The sequence below is a fragment of the Leclercia tamurae genome, from assembly GCF_025566055.1.
In the GTDB taxonomy this organism is placed as follows: domain Bacteria; phylum Pseudomonadota; class Gammaproteobacteria; order Enterobacterales; family Enterobacteriaceae; genus Enterobacter; species Enterobacter tamurae.
Map to the genome: position 1 here is coordinate 11,011 of NZ_JAMHKS010000066.1, position 16,985 is coordinate 27,995.

15 protein-coding genes are annotated in these 16,985 nt (G+C 60.2%); 1 reads left to right on the forward strand and 14 read right to left on the reverse strand.

Translation table 11 applies throughout. The features are described from left to right. Positions 1-40: 40 nt before the first annotated feature. From narI to M8318_RS04815, 6 genes are all read right to left on the reverse strand, one after another. Positions 41-721 carry a respiratory nitrate reductase subunit gamma gene (narI, locus tag M8318_RS04790; protein ID WP_106992911.1) on the reverse strand — a complete coding sequence of 227 codons (681 nt, stop codon included), beginning with the start codon at positions 719-721 and terminating at the stop codon, positions 41-43. Next, entirely contained in the window at positions 718-1,413 is a 696-nt protein-coding gene (narW, locus tag M8318_RS04795) for a nitrate reductase molybdenum cofactor assembly chaperone (protein ID WP_262661157.1), read from the reverse strand. Before narW ends, narI begins: the two co-directional genes overlap by 4 nt. After that, positions 1,413-2,957, reverse strand: coding sequence for a nitrate reductase subunit beta (gene narH / locus M8318_RS04800; RefSeq protein WP_262661158.1), 1,545 nt, complete (start codon positions 2,955-2,957; stop codon positions 1,413-1,415). The genes narW and narH overlap by 1 nt, the downstream gene beginning before the upstream one ends. Beyond that, complete coding sequence (locus M8318_RS04805) at positions 2,954-6,694, reverse strand: nitrate reductase subunit alpha (protein WP_262661159.1); 3,741 nt, start codon at positions 6,692-6,694, stop codon at positions 2,954-2,956. The genes narH and M8318_RS04805 overlap by 4 nt, the downstream gene beginning before the upstream one ends. 67 nt (positions 6,695-6,761) lie before the next feature. Continuing rightward, positions 6,762-8,153, reverse strand: a complete 1,392-nt coding sequence (locus M8318_RS04810; RefSeq protein ID WP_262661160.1) for a NarK family nitrate/nitrite MFS transporter — start codon at positions 8,151-8,153, stop codon at positions 6,762-6,764. Positions 8,154-8,352: 199 nt separating this feature from the next. Continuing rightward, positions 8,353-8,928, reverse strand: coding sequence for a TetR family transcriptional regulator (locus M8318_RS04815; RefSeq protein WP_262661161.1), 576 nt, complete (start codon positions 8,926-8,928; stop codon positions 8,353-8,355). A 116-nt stretch (positions 8,929-9,044) separates the two neighbouring features. Between M8318_RS04815 and M8318_RS04820 the strand changes: the two genes are divergently transcribed. Beyond that, positions 9,045-10,532 carry an MFS transporter gene (locus M8318_RS04820; RefSeq protein WP_262661162.1) on the forward strand — a complete coding sequence of 496 codons (1,488 nt, stop codon included), beginning with the start codon at positions 9,045-9,047 and terminating at the stop codon, positions 10,530-10,532. A gap of 96 nt (positions 10,533-10,628) precedes the next feature. Here M8318_RS04820 and M8318_RS04825 read toward each other — a convergent pair whose 3' ends face one another. The 8 genes from M8318_RS04825 to M8318_RS04860 all read right to left on the reverse strand — a co-directional run bounded on the left by M8318_RS04825 (position 10,629) and on the right by M8318_RS04860 (position 16,981). After that, the gene (locus tag M8318_RS04825) at positions 10,629-10,946 is read right to left on the reverse strand and encodes a helix-turn-helix domain-containing protein (RefSeq protein ID WP_262661163.1); all 318 of its coding nucleotides are present in this window, start codon (positions 10,944-10,946) and stop codon (positions 10,629-10,631) included. After that, positions 10,939-11,328 carry a type II toxin-antitoxin system RelE/ParE family toxin gene (locus M8318_RS04830; protein ID WP_262661164.1) on the reverse strand — a complete coding sequence of 130 codons (390 nt, stop codon included), beginning with the start codon at positions 11,326-11,328 and terminating at the stop codon, positions 10,939-10,941. Before M8318_RS04830 ends, M8318_RS04825 begins: the two co-directional genes overlap by 8 nt. A 166-nt stretch (positions 11,329-11,494) precedes the next feature. Then, positions 11,495-12,721, reverse strand: a complete 1,227-nt coding sequence (locus M8318_RS04835) for a Zn-dependent hydrolase (RefSeq protein ID WP_262661165.1) — start codon at positions 12,719-12,721, stop codon at positions 11,495-11,497. Continuing rightward, entirely contained in the window at positions 12,718-13,200 is a 483-nt protein-coding gene (locus M8318_RS04840) for an L-2-amino-thiazoline-4-carboxylic acid hydrolase (RefSeq protein ID WP_106992903.1), read from the reverse strand. The genes M8318_RS04835 and M8318_RS04840 overlap by 4 nt, the downstream gene beginning before the upstream one ends. Positions 13,201-13,217: 17 nt before the next feature. Next, the gene (locus M8318_RS04845) at positions 13,218-14,375 is read right to left on the reverse strand and encodes a branched-chain amino acid ABC transporter substrate-binding protein (protein ID WP_262661166.1); all 1,158 of its coding nucleotides are present in this window, start codon (positions 14,373-14,375) and stop codon (positions 13,218-13,220) included. A gap of 23 nt (positions 14,376-14,398) precedes the next feature. Then, positions 14,399-15,118 carry an ABC transporter ATP-binding protein gene (locus M8318_RS04850; RefSeq protein ID WP_262661167.1) on the reverse strand — a complete coding sequence of 240 codons (720 nt, stop codon included), beginning with the start codon at positions 15,116-15,118 and terminating at the stop codon, positions 14,399-14,401. Next, a complete protein-coding gene (locus tag M8318_RS04855) occupies positions 15,111-15,878 on the reverse strand; it encodes an ABC transporter ATP-binding protein (protein ID WP_262661168.1) in 768 nt (255 codons plus the stop codon). Before M8318_RS04855 ends, M8318_RS04850 begins: the two co-directional genes overlap by 8 nt. Beyond that, complete coding sequence (locus M8318_RS04860; protein WP_262661169.1) at positions 15,875-16,981, reverse strand: branched-chain amino acid ABC transporter permease; 1,107 nt, start codon at positions 16,979-16,981, stop codon at positions 15,875-15,877. Before M8318_RS04860 ends, M8318_RS04855 begins: the two co-directional genes overlap by 4 nt. Positions 16,982-16,985: the final 4 nt, after the last annotated feature.

Consider the following 16,985-nt stretch of genomic DNA (forward strand, 5'->3'; position numbering starts at 1 on the left):
GGCCGGGTAAGGCGCAGCCACCACCCGGCGTGGCTTAGGCCTACCGTCGGGATCTCACCAGCTGATAGCGCCGGGTGATGTATTCGAACGGCGCACTCCAGACGTGGACCAGACGAGTGAAGGGGAAGAGCAGGAAGATGGTCATCCCCAGCACCAGGTGGACGCGGAATATGAACGCCACCCCGGTCAGCATCTCTGACGAGCCCCCGCGGAAGGTGAAGATCCCCTGCGCCCAGCCGACCAGCTTCAGCATTTCGCTGCCGTCCGGGTATTGCGCCGAAAACGGAATGGTCGTCAGGCCGAGCACGCATTGGGTCAGCAGAATGCTCATGATGATAATATCCGGCGTGGTGGAGGTGGCGCGCACCCGCTGATTAAACAGGCGACGATACAACAGCATCGAGCCGCCAATCAGGGTCAGCACCCCGCAGATACCCCCGGCAATCATCGCCAGCTGCTGTTTGACCGCCATCGGCAGGAACCAGGCGTACATCCAGTGCGGGGTTAACATCCCAAACAGATGGCCGAAGAAAATCCCAATAATGCCGATGTGGAACAGGTTAGAGCCCCAGTTCATGCCACGCTTGTCCAGCAGCTGGCTGGAGGAGGCGCGCCAGGTGTACTGGCCGTAGTCATACCGCAGCCAGCTGCCGAGGAAGAAGACCGCGGCGCAGATGTACGGATAAATATCAAAGAAAAAGACGTTCAGATGGTGTGTCATTTTGGGCCTCCGGCGCTGACGTCCACGTACTGCGGGGCGACGTCCTGGCTAAAGCGTCGTTGATATTGCTGCATGGGCGAGCTGTCGCACGCCGTGGCGTTATCCTCAATAAACTTCACCTGCTCCTCTTCCCAGACCGCATCCAGCGCCTGGCGGGTATCATCCCGTTTTTCACCTGCCACCTGCTGCGTGACACTGTCACTTGACAACTTACTGCCCGCGAACCTCAGCAGGGCGTCGAACAGCTGATAGTGCGCCACCTGGCGCTGTTTCAGCCGTCCGCCAATCAGGGCCAGGATCGGCGCGACGTTCTGTAACCCCTCCCGGGCCTGCGCCTGTGGCACAATGCTCAGATACTCCAGATAGAGCGGCAGATAGTCCGGCAGCTCGCGGCAGTCGAGCTGAAGCCCGGCCTGCTCGTACTGACTCATCAGGTCGACCATTGCCTGGCCGCGATCCCGGGATTCGGCATGCACATGTTCAAACAGCAGCAGCGAGGTGGCGCGCCCGCGCTCGAACACCTCGCACCACTCGGCCTGGCGGTCGAGTAGCGGGGCATTAAGGTACTGCTGCGCAAACGGCAACAGCCCCGGCGCGTCCTGCGCCACCAGGGCAATCGCCTCGTCGCGGCTCTCCCACAGCGCCTCGTCCGGGTACTCAATCAGCAGGGCGATAATTTTGAGGATCTGCATTACTCTCCCTCCCCATGTTCGCGCACCTCGGTGATGTTGATGGCGTCGATGCGGCTGCTGTTGAACAGGTTGAATTTGGTGTCGGAGCCGTGGCAGCCGTCACCGAAGGTAAAGCCGCAGCCGTTTTTCTCCGGGAAGGCGTCGCGGGCCATCTCCCGGTGGCTGGTCGGGATCACGAAACGGTCTTCGTAGTTGGCGATCGCGAGATAGCGGTACATCTCCTCCACCTGCTCGACGCTGAGGCCCGCTTCCTCGATGGCGCGGGTATCGGTCACGCCTTCCACGGTCTGGGAGCGTTTGTAGTGGCGCATCGCCATCATCCGTTTCAGGGCGCGCAGCACCGGGCCGGTGTCGCCCGCGCTGAGCATATTGGCCAGATACTGCACCGGAATGCGCAGGCTTTCGACCGCCGGGAGAATGCTGTCGGTCTGCGGCAGACCACCAGCATCGGCATAGGACTGGATCGGTGACAGAGGTGGCACATACCAGACCATCGGCAGGGTGCGGTACTCCGGGTGCAGCGGCAGGGCCAGCTTCCAGTCCATCGCCATTTTGTAGACCGGGGAACGCTGGGCCGCGTCGATCACGTTCTGCGGTATGCCTTGCTTAACCGCCTCTTCAATAATCGCCGGGTCGTGCGGATTCAGGAACACGTCGCACTGACGCTCATAGAGATCGGTTTCATGCTCGGTGCTGGCCGCCTCTTCGATACGGTCGGCGTCATACAGCAGCACGCCGAGGTAGCGGATGCGTCCGACGCAGGTTTCCGAGCAGACGGTGGGCTGGCCGGATTCGATACGCGGGTAGCAGAAGATGCATTTTTCTGACTTGCCGCTCTTCCAGTTGAAGTAGATCTTTTTGTACGGACAGCCGCTGATGCACAGACGCCAGCCGCGGCACTTGTCCTGGTCGATCAGTACGATGCCATCCTCTTCGCGCTTGTAGATCGCCCCGCTCGGGCAGGTCGCCGCACAGCTCGGGTTCAGGCAGTGCTCGCACAGGCGCGGGAGATACATCATGAAGGTGTTTTCGAACTGACCGTACATCTCCTTCTGCATTCTGTCGAAGTTGCGGTCCCGGGCGCGCTTCTCGAACTCGCCCCCGAGCAGTTCTTCCCAGTTGGGCCCCCATTTGATTTTGTCCATACGTTTGCCGTCAATCAACGAGCGCGGGCGGGCGGTGGGCAGGTGATTGCCCTCCGGGGCGCGGTGCAGATCCTGATAGTCAAAGGTAAAGGGCTCGTAGTAGTCGTCGATCTGCGGCATTTGCGGGTTGGCGAAGATTTTTGACAGCACCCCAAGCTTGCCGCCGAGGCGCGGGGTCAGCTTGCCGGAGATGCCGCGGATCCAGCCGCCTTGCCACTGCTCCTGGTCCTCCCAGTTTTTCGGGTAGCCGATGCCCGGCTTGGTTTCGACGTTGTTAAACCAGGCGTACTCCATCCCTTCGCGCCCGGTCCAGACGTTCTTGCAGGTCACCGAGCAGGTGTGACACCCGATGCATTTGTCGAGATTGAGTACCATGCCAACCTGTGAGCGTATTTTCATTTTTTCGCCTCCTGTACCTGATCCCGACCTTCGCCATCCAGCCAGTTAATGTTTTTCATCTTGCGGATCATGATGAACTCGTCGCGGTTGGACCCGACGGTGCCGTAGTAGTTGAAGCCGTACGCCAGCTGGGCGTAGCCGCCAATCATGTGGGTCGGTTTCGGACAGATGCGGGTGACCGAGTTGTGGATCCCCCCGCGTCGTCCGGTCACTTCTGAACCAGGAATGTTCAGAATGCGCTCCTGGGCGTGATACATCATGGTCATCCCCGGCGGCACGCGCTGGCTGACCACCGCGCGGGCGGTGAGGGCGCCGTTGGCGTTGAAGCACTCGATCCAGTCGTTATCCTCAATGCCCAGCTCTTTCGCATCCGCTTCGCTGATCCAGACAATCGGCCCCCCGCGCGACAGGGTCTGCATCAGCAGGTTTTCGCTGTAGGTGGAGTGGATGCCCCATTTCTGGTGGGGCGTCAGGAAGTTGAGTGCCTTCTCCGGGAAGCCGTTGGGTGGGATCTCGCGCATGTGGGTCACGCTGCGGGTATCAATCGGCGGACGATAGGCCACCAGGCTCTCACCGAAGGCGCGCATCCACTGGTGATCCTGATACAGCTGCTGCCGTCCGGAGAGTGTGCGCCACGGGATCAGCTCGTGGACGTTGGTGTACCCGGCATTGTAGGAGACATGTTCGCTCTCAATGCCGGACCAGGTCGGGCTGGAGATGATTTTGCGCGGCTGGGCCTGAATATCGCGGAAGCGGATCTTCTCGTCCTCCTTGTTCAGCGCCAGATGGCTGTGCTCGCGACCGGTGAATTCGGCCAGCGCCTCCCAGGCTTTGACCGCCACCTGGCCGTTGGTTTCCGGGGCGAGGGCGAGGATCACCTCCGAGGCGTCAATCGCCGTTTCGATGCGCGGACGGCCTTTCGCCGGGCCATCGAGTTTGACGTAGTTGAGCTTGCCGAGGAAATCGACCTCGTCCTGGGTGTTCCAGGAGATGCCTTTCCCGCCGTTGCCGAGCTTGTCCAGCAGCGGCCCGAGGGCGGTAAAGCGCTCGTAAGTATCCGGATAGTTACGCTCCACCACGGCAATGGCCGGGGCGGTTTCGCCGGGGATCAGGTCGCATTCGCCTTTGCGCCAGTCGGCAATGTCGAACGGCTGGGACAGCTCCGCCGGGGAGTCGTGCTGCAGAGGCTGCAACACCACGTCAGTTTCGGTCCCCAGATGGCCGACGCAGACCTCAGAGAAGACTTTGGCGATGCCCTTGTAGATCTCCCAGTCGCTGCGCGATTCCCAGGCCGGATCCACCGCGGCGGAGAGCGGATGAATAAACGGATGCATATCCGAGGTATTCATATCGTCTTTCTCATACCAGGTGGCGGTGGGAAGGACGATATCCGAGAACAGGCAGGTGCTGGACATGCGGAAATCGAGGGTCACCAGCAGATCCAGCTTGCCCTCGATGGCGGCAGTCTGCCACTCCACCTCTTCCGGCTTCACGTCATCGGTATTACCGAGGTCATCGCCCTGAATGCCGCTCTCGGTGCCCAGCAGGTACTTGAGCATGTACTCATGGCCTTTCCCGGAGGAGCCGAGCAGGTTAGAGCGCCAGACGAACAGGTTGCGCGGGTGGTTTTTGCCGTTGTCCGGCTGCTCGCAGGCCATGCGGATATCGCCGGATTTCAGCGCCTGGGCGGTGTACTCCTGGGGCGACATGCCCACCGCCTCCGCCTGGGCCTTAATGTGCAGCGGGTTAAGGTTCAGCTGCGGCGCAGACGGCAGCCAGCCCATGCGCTCGGCGCGCACGTTAAAGTCGATCAGATGCCCGGTGAATTTCGAGGCGTCCGCCAGGGGAGAGAGCAGCTCCTGGGCGGTCAGTTTTTCATAGCGCCACTGGCTGGCATGGTTGTAGAAGAACGAGGTGCTGTTCATCTGGCGCGGCGGACGATTCCAGTCCAGCGCGAAGGCCAGCGGCAGCCAGCCGGTTTGCGGGCGCAGCTTCTCCTGGCCGACATAGTGCGACCAGCCCCCGCCGCTTTTGCCCACGCAGCCGCAGAAGACCAGCATGTTGATCATTCCCCGGTAGTTCATGTCCATGTGATACCAGTGGTTGACCCCGGCACCGAGAATGATCATCGACCGGCCATGTGTTTTGTGCGCCGTGTCGGCGAACTCCCGGGCGATCTGTTCGATGAGGCGACGCGGCACGCCGGTGATCTGCTCCCCCCAGGCCGGGGTATAGGCTTTGATCTCGGCGTAATCTTTTGCCGCGAGCTCATCCTCCAGGCCGCGATCGAGGCCGTAGTTGGCCAGCACCAGATCGTAGACGCTGGCGACCTGCAGCTGGCGGCCATCGGCGAGGGTCAGGGTTTTCACCGGCAGCTGACGAACCAGCACCGGCTCCTGCTTCACGCTGCGGAAATGCGGGTTTTCATTGCCGCCAAAGTAGGGGAAGGCCACCCCGGCGACGCTGTCGTGGGTGCCGAGCAGGGAGAGCGTCAGCTCGGTCTCCTGACCTGCCGCCCGCGATTCGAGGTTCCATTTGCCTTTTTCGCCCCAGCGGAAGCCGATAGAGCCGTTCGGCACCACCAGATCGCCGGTGGCGGTAAAGGCGACGGTTTTCCACTCCGGATTATTGGCTTCACCCAGCCCGTCGGCGAGATCCGAGGCGCGCAGCATCCGGCCCGGCACGTAGCTGCCGTCCTCACGCGGCTCGAGCATCACCAGCATCGGCATGTCGGTATAGCGACGGCAGTAGTTGAGGAAATAGTCGCTCGGGTTATCGAGGTGGAACTCTTTCAGGATCACGTGGCCCATCGCCATCGCTAAGGCGCTGTCGGTGCCCTGTTTCGGTGCCAGCCACTGGTCGCTGAGTTTCGCCACTTCCGAAAAGTCGGGGGTGATGGCGATGGTTTTGGTGCCTTTGTAGCGCACCTCGGTAAAGAAGTGGGCGTCCGGGGTACGGGTCTGCGGCACGTTGGAGCCCCAGGCGATGATGTAGCTGGAGTTGTACCAGTCGGCGGACTCCGGCACATCGGTCTGCTCGCCCCAGGTCATCGGCGAGGCGGGCGGCAGGTCGCAGTACCAGTCGTAGAAGCTGAGGCAGGTGCCGCCCAGCAGGGAGAGATAGCGGGTGCCGGCGGCGTAAGAGACCATCGACATCGCCGGGATCGGCGAGAAGCCTGCTACCCGGTCCGGGCCGTAGTGTTTGATGGTCCAGACGTTGGCGGCGGCGATAAGCTGGTTCAGCTCTTTCCAGTTCGAGCGGATAAATCCGCCGTGACCTCGCGCCTGCTTGTAGCTCTGGCTCTTCTGCGGGTCATTCTGGATGGCATTCCAGGCCAGCACCGGATCGCTGTGCTGGGCCAGCGCCTCGCGCCACAGCTCGATCAGCTTGCGGCGCACCAGGGGGTACTTGAGGCGGTTGGCGCTGTAGAGATACCAGGAGTAGCTGGCCCCGCGCGGGCAGCCGCGCGGCTCGTGGTTCGGCAGGTCGGGGCGGGTGCGGGGGTAGTCGGTCTGCTGGGTTTCCCAGGTCACCAGGCCATTCTTGACGTAGATCTTCCAGCTACAGGAGCCGGTACAGTTCACGCCGTGGGTGGATCGCACAATTTTGTCAAACTGCCATCGCTGGCGATAGCTGTCCTCCCAGTCGCGGTTGGTGTGCATCACCTGACCGTGTCCATCCGCGAAGGTCTCGCCTTTGAGTTTGAAATAACGAAAGCGATCCAACAATTTACTCATGACGTTTCTCCTGACGGAGCGACTCCCGCCCCGTGGTTACACTGCTCACAAAAAATTGAACAACTCGTTATGATTTGACGTGCTTCTGCCGACGGCCATACACCAGCCAGGTGACGAACACGCAGACGATGTAGAACACCAGGAAGACCTTCATCGCCCCTACCGGCGAGCCGGTCATTGCCAGCGAGGTGCCGAAGGCTTTTGGAATGAAGAACCCGCCGACGGCACCGATGGCCGAGATAAAGCCCAGCGCAGCGGCGGTGTCGGTGACGGCCTCTTTCTGGGCCTGCTCGTCCGTGCCACCGTGCAGTTTGACTCTATAGACGGTGATTTGCCGGAAGATGACAGCGATCATCTGGAAGGTGGAGCCGCTGCCGAGCCCGGCGGTAAGAAACAGTCCCATAAACACCAGATAAAAGGCGGTAAAGTTGCCGGAGCCGGTGCCCGGCAGGGTGAGGAACAGCAGGGCGCTGAACAGCGCCATAAAAATGAAGTTCACCAGCGTGACGCGCACTCCGCCCAGCTTATCGGATATGACCCCACCCGCAGAGCGCGCCAGGGCACCGATCAATGGGCCAAAGAAGGCCAGATGCAGGATATTGACGTCCGGGAACTGGGTTTTCGACAGCATGGCAAAGCCCGCAGAAAAGCCGATAAACGAGCCGAAGGTGGCCAGATAGAGCAGGCTCAGCAGCCACAGGTGCAGGCGTTTCAGCACCGGCAGCTGGCTGGCGATGGTGGCCTTTGAGCTGGCGATATCGTTCATGCCAAAAAAGGCGGCAATGGTCGCCAGCAGCAGCAGCGGGGCCCAGATCCAGGCGGCGTTGGCGAGGAACAGCGACGAGCCATCCTCCTGCGGCACGCCGTGGACCCCGAGGAAGGTAAACATCGGCAGGAAGATCACCACCGGGGCCGCCATCTGCATCACGCTGACGCCCAGATTACCCAGCCCGCCGTTAATACCCAGCGCGCTGCCCTGTTTGGCTTTGGGGAAGAAAAAGCTGATGTTGCCCATGCTGGAGGCGAAGTTCGCCCCGGCAAAACCGCACAGCAGGGCGATAGTGATAAATACCGCATAAGGGGTAGCCGGGTTCTGCACCGCAATACCGAGCCACACGCAGGGAATAATCAGAATAACGGTGCTTAATACTGTCCAGTAGCGGCCACCAAATATGGGCACCATAAAGGAGTAGGGAACGCGTAATATGGCCCCGGAGAGCGATGGCAGAGCGGTTAACATAAATAGCTGATCGGTGGTGAAATTAAAACCCACCTTATTCAGGTTCACCGCCACCGCGCTAAATAACATCCAGACGCAAAAGGCCAGCAGCAGACAGGCAACCGAAATAACTAAATTTCGTCGCGCAATCTTTTTGCCTTTATTTTCCCAAAATGCCGTGTTTTCCGGTTTCCAGTTGCTTAACAAATAATGATTATTCTTCTCAGCTTGTTGTGACATATTACCCTCTTGCATATCCGTAAATGGCAGAAAGAGAAATACAATCAGGCAGTTGCCTGATATTTTGATGAGAAATTATTAGATGTGTTTTGGGAGTCTTCTGAAAGGATAGAGAAAAAAAACGAACCCATGAGTTTATAAGGGAGAAGAGGGTCCGCTTAATGTGTTACAAATCGTAACAGTTAAGAAAAGCTGATGATTAGCCCAGTTCCAGAGTAATAAGCGTCTCAAGATGTCGATTAAACGCGGCGTCATCCATTTCCGGCATGGATAATACGTATAACCCATCCAGCCCGCAGACCAGACCAATCAGCCGCCAGGCAATGTTTTCAGGAGTGTCTTTCAGATTGAAGGCGTTCTGTTGTTCACCCGCCCGTATGATGGCGACCGTCTCCTGATGCCACATCTCCATAGTTAACACATAAGCGCCTTTTATTTCGGCATCGCGGGCGGCTAACAGCTGGGCTTCCCGCCACAGACGAATATAGGGTTCAAAACTACGGTCGTCGCTGCCGAGCATGGCATGCAGCTTTTCGCGCCAGCTGGCGTTTGCTGCCACCACCTCAGCATCCAGCAGATCGCGGATCAGGCGGATAAAGGCCTGTGACTTGAGTTCGCCTGCGGAGGCAAAATGGTGATGGACCTGGCCCGTCGCCACTTTCGCTTCGGTGGCGATCCGTCTTACGGTCATCGCGGTAAAGCCTTCGCTCAGCGCCACGCGCATCGCCGCCTGCATGATCTCTTCCCGCCGCTCGTCCTTGCTCAGATAACTCATTTTTTTTCACTCTCAACTGGGGGGCAACGAGTGTAACAAAAAGCTGGACACGCGTTCAACTTTCCGTAGGATCGCAAACTGGACATGTGTCCAGGTTTGGTTAAATAAGGATAGTTATGTTTCGTCAGTGGTTAGCCTTAGTGATTATTGTGCTGGTCTATATCCCGGTGGCGATCGATGCCACGGTGCTGCACGTCGCCGCCCCGACGCTGAGCATGACCCTGGATGCCAGCGGCAATGAACTGCTGTGGATCATTGATATCTACTCGCTGGTGATGGCCGGGATGGTGCTGCCGATGGGGGCGCTCGGGGATCGCATCGGCTTTAAGCGGCTGCTGATGATGGGCAGCACCCTGTTTGGCCTGTCGTCGCTGGCGGCGGCGTTTGCCCCCACTGCGGGGTGGCTGATTGCCGCCCGGGCCTCGCTGGCCATCGGGGCGGCGATGATCATTCCTGCTACCCTGGCCGGGATCCGTACGCTGTTTCCGGATGCGCGCCAGCGCAATATTGCCCTTGGGGTCTGGGCCGCGGTGGGGTCCGGCGGGGCGGCTTTTGGCCCGCTGGTGGGCGGGATGCTGCTGGCGCACTTCTACTGGGGATCGGTGTTTTTGATTAACGTCCCGATTGTGCTGCTGGTGGTCTCCCTGGCGGCGCGGTTTGTTCCGGCCCAGCAGGGGCGGCCTGAGCAGCCGCTGAATATCACCCATGCTCTGATGCTGATCGTGGCGATTTTGCTGCTGGTCTTCAGCGCCAAAACGGCGTTGAAAGGGGAGCTCTCCCCGTGGCTGGTGGCGGGTACGCTGCTGATCGGGGCTGCCATGCTGTGGACCTTTGTTTGCATCCAGCTCCGCGCCCCTACACCGATGATCGACATTCGCCTGTTCGGCCACCGCATTATTCTCAGCGGGGTGGTGATGGCGATGACGGCGATGATTGCCCTGGTGGGGTTTGAGCTGCTGATGGCGCAGGAGCTGCAGTTCGTGCACGGCTTCACCCCGTTTGAGGCGGGGATGTTTATGCTGCCGGTGATGGTCGCCAGCGGCTTTAGCGGCCCGATTGCCGGGGTGCTGGTGGGGCGTCTGGGCCTGCGGGTCGTGGCGACCAGCGGCATGGGGCTGAGTGCGCTCAGCTTTATCGGGCTGTCGACGCTCGATTTCAGTACCCAGCAGTGGCAGGCCTGGTGCCTGATGGTGCTGCTGGGCTTTAGCGCGGCGAGCGCGCTGCTGGCGTCGACCTCGGCGATCATGGCCGCCGCGCCAAAAGAGAAGGCTGCCGCGGCCGGGGCGATTGAAACCATGTCCTACGAGCTGGGGGCCGGGCTGGGGATTGCGATCTTTGGTCTGCTCCTGACCCGCAGTTTCTCGGCATCGATAGCATTGCCGTCGGGGCTGGATGCTTCACGGGCGGAACAAGCTTCATCTTCCATCGGTGAGGCGGTGAAGGTGGCTCAGGATCTGACGCCGTCGCTGGCGGAGTCGGTGATAGAAGCGGCGAAAACCGCGTTTATCACTTCGCACAGCGTGGCGCTGGGCAGCGCAGGCGCGATGTTAACGGTGCTGGCGATCGGGATTTGGTTTAGTCTCGCGAGGGTCGCGCAGCGGTAAAAAACCGCCCGGCGGCGCTGCGCTTGCCGGGCCTACAACAGCACGAACTGTAGGCCGGATAAGCGCAGCGCATCCGGCGTTTTATTCTGAGGGGCTTCAGACCATGAATACTTCAGGCCCTTTTACATCAATGATATTGATGATACGTAGGGCCGCTTTGTTGGGCTTACTTTCATTGCGCTCCCATTTGGACACGCTTTCAACCGACATTCCGGTTGTAATTGCCAGGGCCGCCTGAGACATGTTGTAGCGCGTTCGGACTTCTTTAATCTCGCCGCCGGTCATTTCGCGTACCGCCGGGATGTTACGGGCAGCCACTGCGGCATCGATGGATGCCACCGTCTCATCTTTCACAACACCTAATTTGTTGTAACGCTGAGCCATGCCCTGAATGCGTTGCAGTCGTTCAGTCATCACAAGTTACCTCTATCAGTTCTTTGTCATCCACCAGGCGCTTTATCTTGACAGGGGTCAGCGCGATAAAATCTTCTGCGATCCTGCAATAAGCATCAATTTCGTCATCTTCAAGCTCCTTACCTTTCTTTTTTGATAGATGACTTTTCAGGTACATATCAAAAAAATATACATTGGCACCATCATGAAAAAACACGATAGCCCGCGCGCCATCTCGCGGACTTACGGCTGGTAAGGCAAGCCGCTTTTTATAAGTGTATTTACCTAAATGATCGCCATGCAGGCCAGAAATGATCGCGTTTGCGGCCTTACACAAAATAGTATTACTGATGCGTGCATCCTTGCGCTCCGCCTCAAATTCAGGCGTAAGATAGATCCCCATGGTTATCCCTTAACCTTGCAACCCGTAATTATTACTATAGTCATCTTTACGGATTTGTTCAATCGTCACATCCAGTGACACAGTTTTTGCCCGGCGGCGCTGCGCTTGCCGGGCCTACAACTGCACGAACTGTAGGCCGGATAAGCGCAGCGCATCCGGCATTTTTTTACGGCTCCTGCGCCGCGCTCAGCACGCTGTGCAGCAGCACGTTGGCGCCTTTCTCTGACCATTCCGGCAGGATCTTTTCCGCTTCGTTATGGCTGATGCCCTTCACGCAGGGGATAAAGATCATGCTGGCCGGCGCGATTTTACTGATATAGCAGGTATCGTGCCCGGCACCGGACACCATCGGCTTCGCAGAATAGCCCAGCGCAGCCACCGCCTGCTCGCTGCGAGCCAGGCAGGCGGCATCAAAGGCAATCGGGGCATAGTCAAAGATCCGCTCGACCTTAGCGCTGACGCCCCTGGCAGACAGGCTCTCCGCCGCCTGGTGCAGGGCGGCTTCCATTGCCACCAGCGCCTCGCGTTGCGGATGACGGAACTCGACGCTGCACAGCACCCGTGACGGAACCACGTTGCGCGAGTTTGGCGTGATTTCCGCCATCCCAATCGTCGCCCGACCGTCAGGCGCATGCTGATAACCAATCTCTTCAACCTTCAGCGCCAGCTCCGCAAAGGCGGTTAAGGCGTCGCGGCGGCTGTGCATCGGTGTGGTACCTGCATGGGCAGCAAAACCGTCGAGGGTGAGGGTAAACCAGCGCTGGCCCATTGCCGCACGCACCAGGCCGATATCCACGGCTTCGTCTTCCAGGATCGGTCCCTGTTCAATATGCAGCTCGTAGCAGGCGTGGATCGGGAAGGCGCGGGCAGGGCGCTCGCCGCGATAGCCGATAGCTTCCAGCGCTTCACGCACCGTGATTTTTGCGCTGTCGGTACGGGCATAAGCAAACTCCTGCGAGAGTTGCCCGGCCCAGACGCCGGAGGCCAGCATCGCCGGGGCAAAACGTGCCCCTTCTTCGTTGGTCCAGTTCACCAGCACGATATCGCGCTCGGTTTCTACCTGATGGTCGTTCAGAGTGCGCAGCAGCTCCAGCCCGGCCAGCACGCCGTAGATCCCGTCGTAGTTACCGCCGAGCGGCTGGGAATCCACGTGCGAGCCGGTCATTACCGGGGGGAGAGTTGGATTCTTACCCGCACGGCGGATAAACATATTGCCCATGCCGTCGACGTCACAGGAAAATCCCGCCTGCTGCGCCCAGTCGCGCAGCAGGTTGCGGGCAATGCGGTCTTCGTCGCTTAGCGCCAGGCGGGTGACGCCGCCTTTGGACGTACCGCCGATGTGCGCCATCCTCTCCAGCGTCGACCACAGGCGGTCTGCGTTCACGCGGATCATGCTTTGTCCTTCGTGCTGCGGTAGCGGAAGTCACAGCACTTCCCGCCCTGCATGATGGTGGTGGTGCGGGTCAGCTCCACGTCCGGCGCGTAACCGACGATGAATTTCTCATCCCGGGCGCACGACAGCAGGTGGCCGATCTCGCCCAGGCCCATCTCGTGATACATCTCGGCATAGCGGCAGCGGGTAACGTTGTAGTTGTACTGCTGGTCGTCGGCGTCGATCACCTTCACGTCCAGGGCGTTATCTTTCTCCCACAGATATTGCAGGGCGATAAAACTTTTCACGTCCGCGCCGTTCGGCTCCTGACTGGCAAACTCTTTGCCAGCGTTAATGGCGGCCTGCTCAATGGCCTCGCCAATCACCGCCTGGGCGCGGGTCTTGCCGATCTCGCGCACCAGGATCTCGTAAATTGGCTTAATAATTTCTGCTTCAATTTTGCGGCGGGCGAGAATGCCCAGCTCATTATTATCACTCATCACATTGCCTCACTGCGTTACTTAGCTTTTGCGCCGCCGAGTACGGTTTGCGGCTGCCATTTGCCATCGACCACTTTATAGACGGTGAACGACGGGGCTTTCAGGTTGCCCTGATCGTCAAAGGTGATCTGCCCGGTGACGCCGGAGTAGCTGATGGCGCGCAGGGCAGGCAGGTACTCGGCCGGATCCACCGAGTCGGCTTTCTCCATCGCCGCTACAAGCACGCGCGTTGCGTCATAGGCGAACGGGGCGTGCAGTTCGATATGGGTGTGGTAGCGGGACTGATACGCCTGTTCGAACGCTTTGCCGCCCGGCATCTGGTCCACCGGCAGGCCCGGTTCCAGTGCCACTACGCCTTCACCCTCTTTTTGCGCCAGCTGCAGGAAGGTCTGGCTGACAAAGCCTCCCGCGCCCATCAGGGTGGCGTTCATCCCCAGCTGTTTGATACGACGCGCCAGCGGTGCCGCCTGGCTGTCGACGCCGCCGAAGAAGATCAGATCGGCGTTCTTGCTGCGAATGGCGGTCAACACCGCGCTAAAGTCGACGGTTTTGTCGTCAACGTACTGACGGTCGACAATTTTCACGCCCTGAGCGTTCAGGGATTTAATAAACTCGTCGGCCAGCCCCTGACCAAAGGCGGTACGGTCGTCGATCACCGCGATGCGTTTGGCTTTCAGGGTGTCGATGGCGTACTGCCCGGCAAACTGACCGCCGTCATCGTCATGGCCCATCACGCGGAAGCTGGTGTCGAAGCCCTGTTTGGTATAGGCGTGACCGGTCGCGACCGGAGCCACCTGGGCGATACCGGCATCGTGATAGACGCGTGCCGCCGGGATGCTGGTGCCGGTGTTCCAGTGTCCGACTACGCCCGCCACGTCGCTGTCCACCAGACGCTGGGCCACGGCCACCGCGGTACGCGGATCCGACTGGTCATCTTCGGACTGCAGTTTGAAGGTCACCGCTTTGCCGCCGATGGTCGGGTGCTGCTTGTTGATGTCGTCAATCGCCAGCTGCGCGCCGTTCTCCAGATCCTTACCGATACGGGCGGACGGGCCGGTGAGCGGGCCCGCCAGGCCAATCACCACGGTTTCGCTGTCGGCGGCCCAGGCTCCGGTTGAGGCAAACCCGCTGAGCAGAATAGCGGCGCTGAGGGCGCTGATTTTTACGGTTTTCATTGTTATTCCCTGATGTTGGTGTGTTAAACGGGCATTTCGCCCAAATAAATCTGTGCAATCTGGTCGTCATCGAGCATCGCTTTCGATTCGCCATGATGAACGATGCTGCCGCTGTCCATCACCCAGGCCTGGTCGGTCACTTCCAGCGCCAGGCGGGCGTTCTGCTCGATCAGCAGCAGGGCGACGCCGCGTTCGCGTAGCCCGGCGATCACCGCAAAAATGTTCTCCACCATCTTCGGCGCGAGGCCCATCGACGGCTCGTCGAGGATCAGTAAACGCGGTCGGCTGAGCAGGGCGCGGTTAAGGGCCAACAGCTGCTGTTCCCCGCCGGAGAGCAGCCCGGCCAGCTGATGCTGACGTTCACCCAGACGCGTAAAACGGTCGAAAATCTCGTTCATCTCCTGCTTGACTGTGACAGTGTCACGGCGCAGCCAGGCGCCCATCTGTAGGTTCTCCAGCACCGTCATGCGGGCGAAGATACCCCGGCCTTCCGGAACCATCACTAACCCGTCGCGCAGCAGCGCTTCGGCTTTCTGTTTGCGCACCGGCTTGCCGTTAAATTCGATATTGCCGCCAAAACGCTCCAGCCCGGTGATGGCCCGTACGGTGGAGCTTTTGCCCGCGCCGTTGGCCCCGATCAGGGTGGCCTGTTCGCCTTCTCGCAGGCTAAAGGAGACGTCGCGGACCGCCTGGATCCCGCCGTAATGCACGTCGAGACGTTCCACTTTGAGTAATTCAGACATGGGCATTGCCTCCAAGCCAGGCGGCGATCACCGCCGGGTCGCGTCGCACGCTGTCCGGGGTGCCGCTGGCCAGCGTTTTACCGTAATCCAGCACCGTCAGGCGATCGCAGATCCCCATCACCAGCTTCACGTCGTGTTCAATCATCAGCAGGGTTTTTCCGTCATCACGTATGCGGATCAGCAGTTCGCCCAGGGTGCCTTTTTCGGCGGCATTCATCCCGGCGGCGGGTTCATCCAGCGCCAGCAGCAGCGGATCGGTAGCCAGCGCGCGGGCGATCTCCAGCCGCCGCTGATGGCCGTAAGCCAGGTCGCAGGCGCGGTAGTGGGCGAACTTCGCAATGCCGGTGTACTCCAGCCAGTGCCAGGCCTGCTCCAGAGTCTGAGCCTCTTCTTGCCGGGCGCGCTTGTGACGGCTCAGCGCCGCCCACAGCCCGTTGCGGGTACGCACGTGGCGACCCACCATGACGTTTTCCAGCACCGACATCTCGTTAAACAGCCGCACGTTCTGGAAAGTACGGGCGATGCCCGCAGCGGTCACTTTCTCGATCTGCGTCGGGAAGTAGGGCTTATCGGCAATGGCGAACTCCCCGCTGTCGGCCGGATAGAGCCCGGTGATCAGGTTAAAGCAGGTAGTTTTCCCCGCGCCGTTGGGGCCAATCAGGCCGTAGATCTCGCCCTTGTTAATCGACAGCGAGACGTTATCGACCGCCGTCAGGCCGCCAAAGCGTTTGGACATATTGTTTACGGTTAACAGGCTCATGCTTGCACCCCCTTGTGACGCTTCGGCCAGATGCCCGACGGGCGCACCAGCATCACGCCCACCAGTGCCATGCCGTAGAAGAGCTGACGCAGGATCTCCGGGTCAATCAGCACCGAACCAAACAGCGCCTGCTGCACCGGGGCCGCCTGGCTGCGCAGCAGCTCCGGCAGGGCGGTGAGCAGCACCGCGCCGAGGATCACGCCCGGGATATGGCCCATCCCGCCGAGCACCACCATCGCCAGTACCGCAATGGACTCCTGCAACGTGAAGGATTCCGGGGAGACAAAGCCCTGGAAGGCACCGAACAGCGCCCCGGCCACGCCGCCAAAGGAGGCGCCCATGGCGAAGGCCAGCAGCTTAAAGTTGCGCACGTTGATGCCCATCGCCCGGGCAACGTCTTCATCTTCGCGGATGGCGTGCCACGCCCGGCCAATGCGCGAGTGCTGCAGGCGCAGGCAGACAAAAATGATCCCGACAATCACCAGCATCAGCAGGTAGTACCACAGCCACAGGGCCGGGACTTTGACGCCGAACCAGTGGTAAACGCCGCTGAACTTGAGGCCGAACAGGTTCAGGGTATCGACGCCGGTAATGCCTTTGGCGCCGTTGGTGATGTTCACCGGGCGGTCGAGGTTACGCATCAGGATGCGGATGATCTCCCCGAAGCCGAGGGTGACGATGGCCAGGTAATCCCCGCGCAGCTTCAGCGTCGGGGCACCGAGCAGAATGCCGCACACCGCCGCGACCAGCGCCGCAATAGGGATAATCAGCAGATACGAGGTGTGCAGCCCGTCCGGGAACCAGAGGTTGAGGATCGGGAACACCTCCGCCAGATGCGGGGAGGCCAGCAGCGCCGCCAGATAGGCTCCGACGGCGTAGAAGGCGATGAAGCCCATATCCAGCAGGCCGGTGTAGCCGACCACGATGTTCAGCCCCAGGGCCAGCATGATGTAGAGCAGGGCGAAGTCGATCACCCGCACCCAATAGTTGCCGCCCAGTTGGCTGGCGACCACCGGGGCGATGAGCAAGGCGACGATTAACAGCGCCATCCCGGACCAGAATTTACTGCGGGATGCCGGTGTGTTGAGTTCAATGGCAGTCATATTT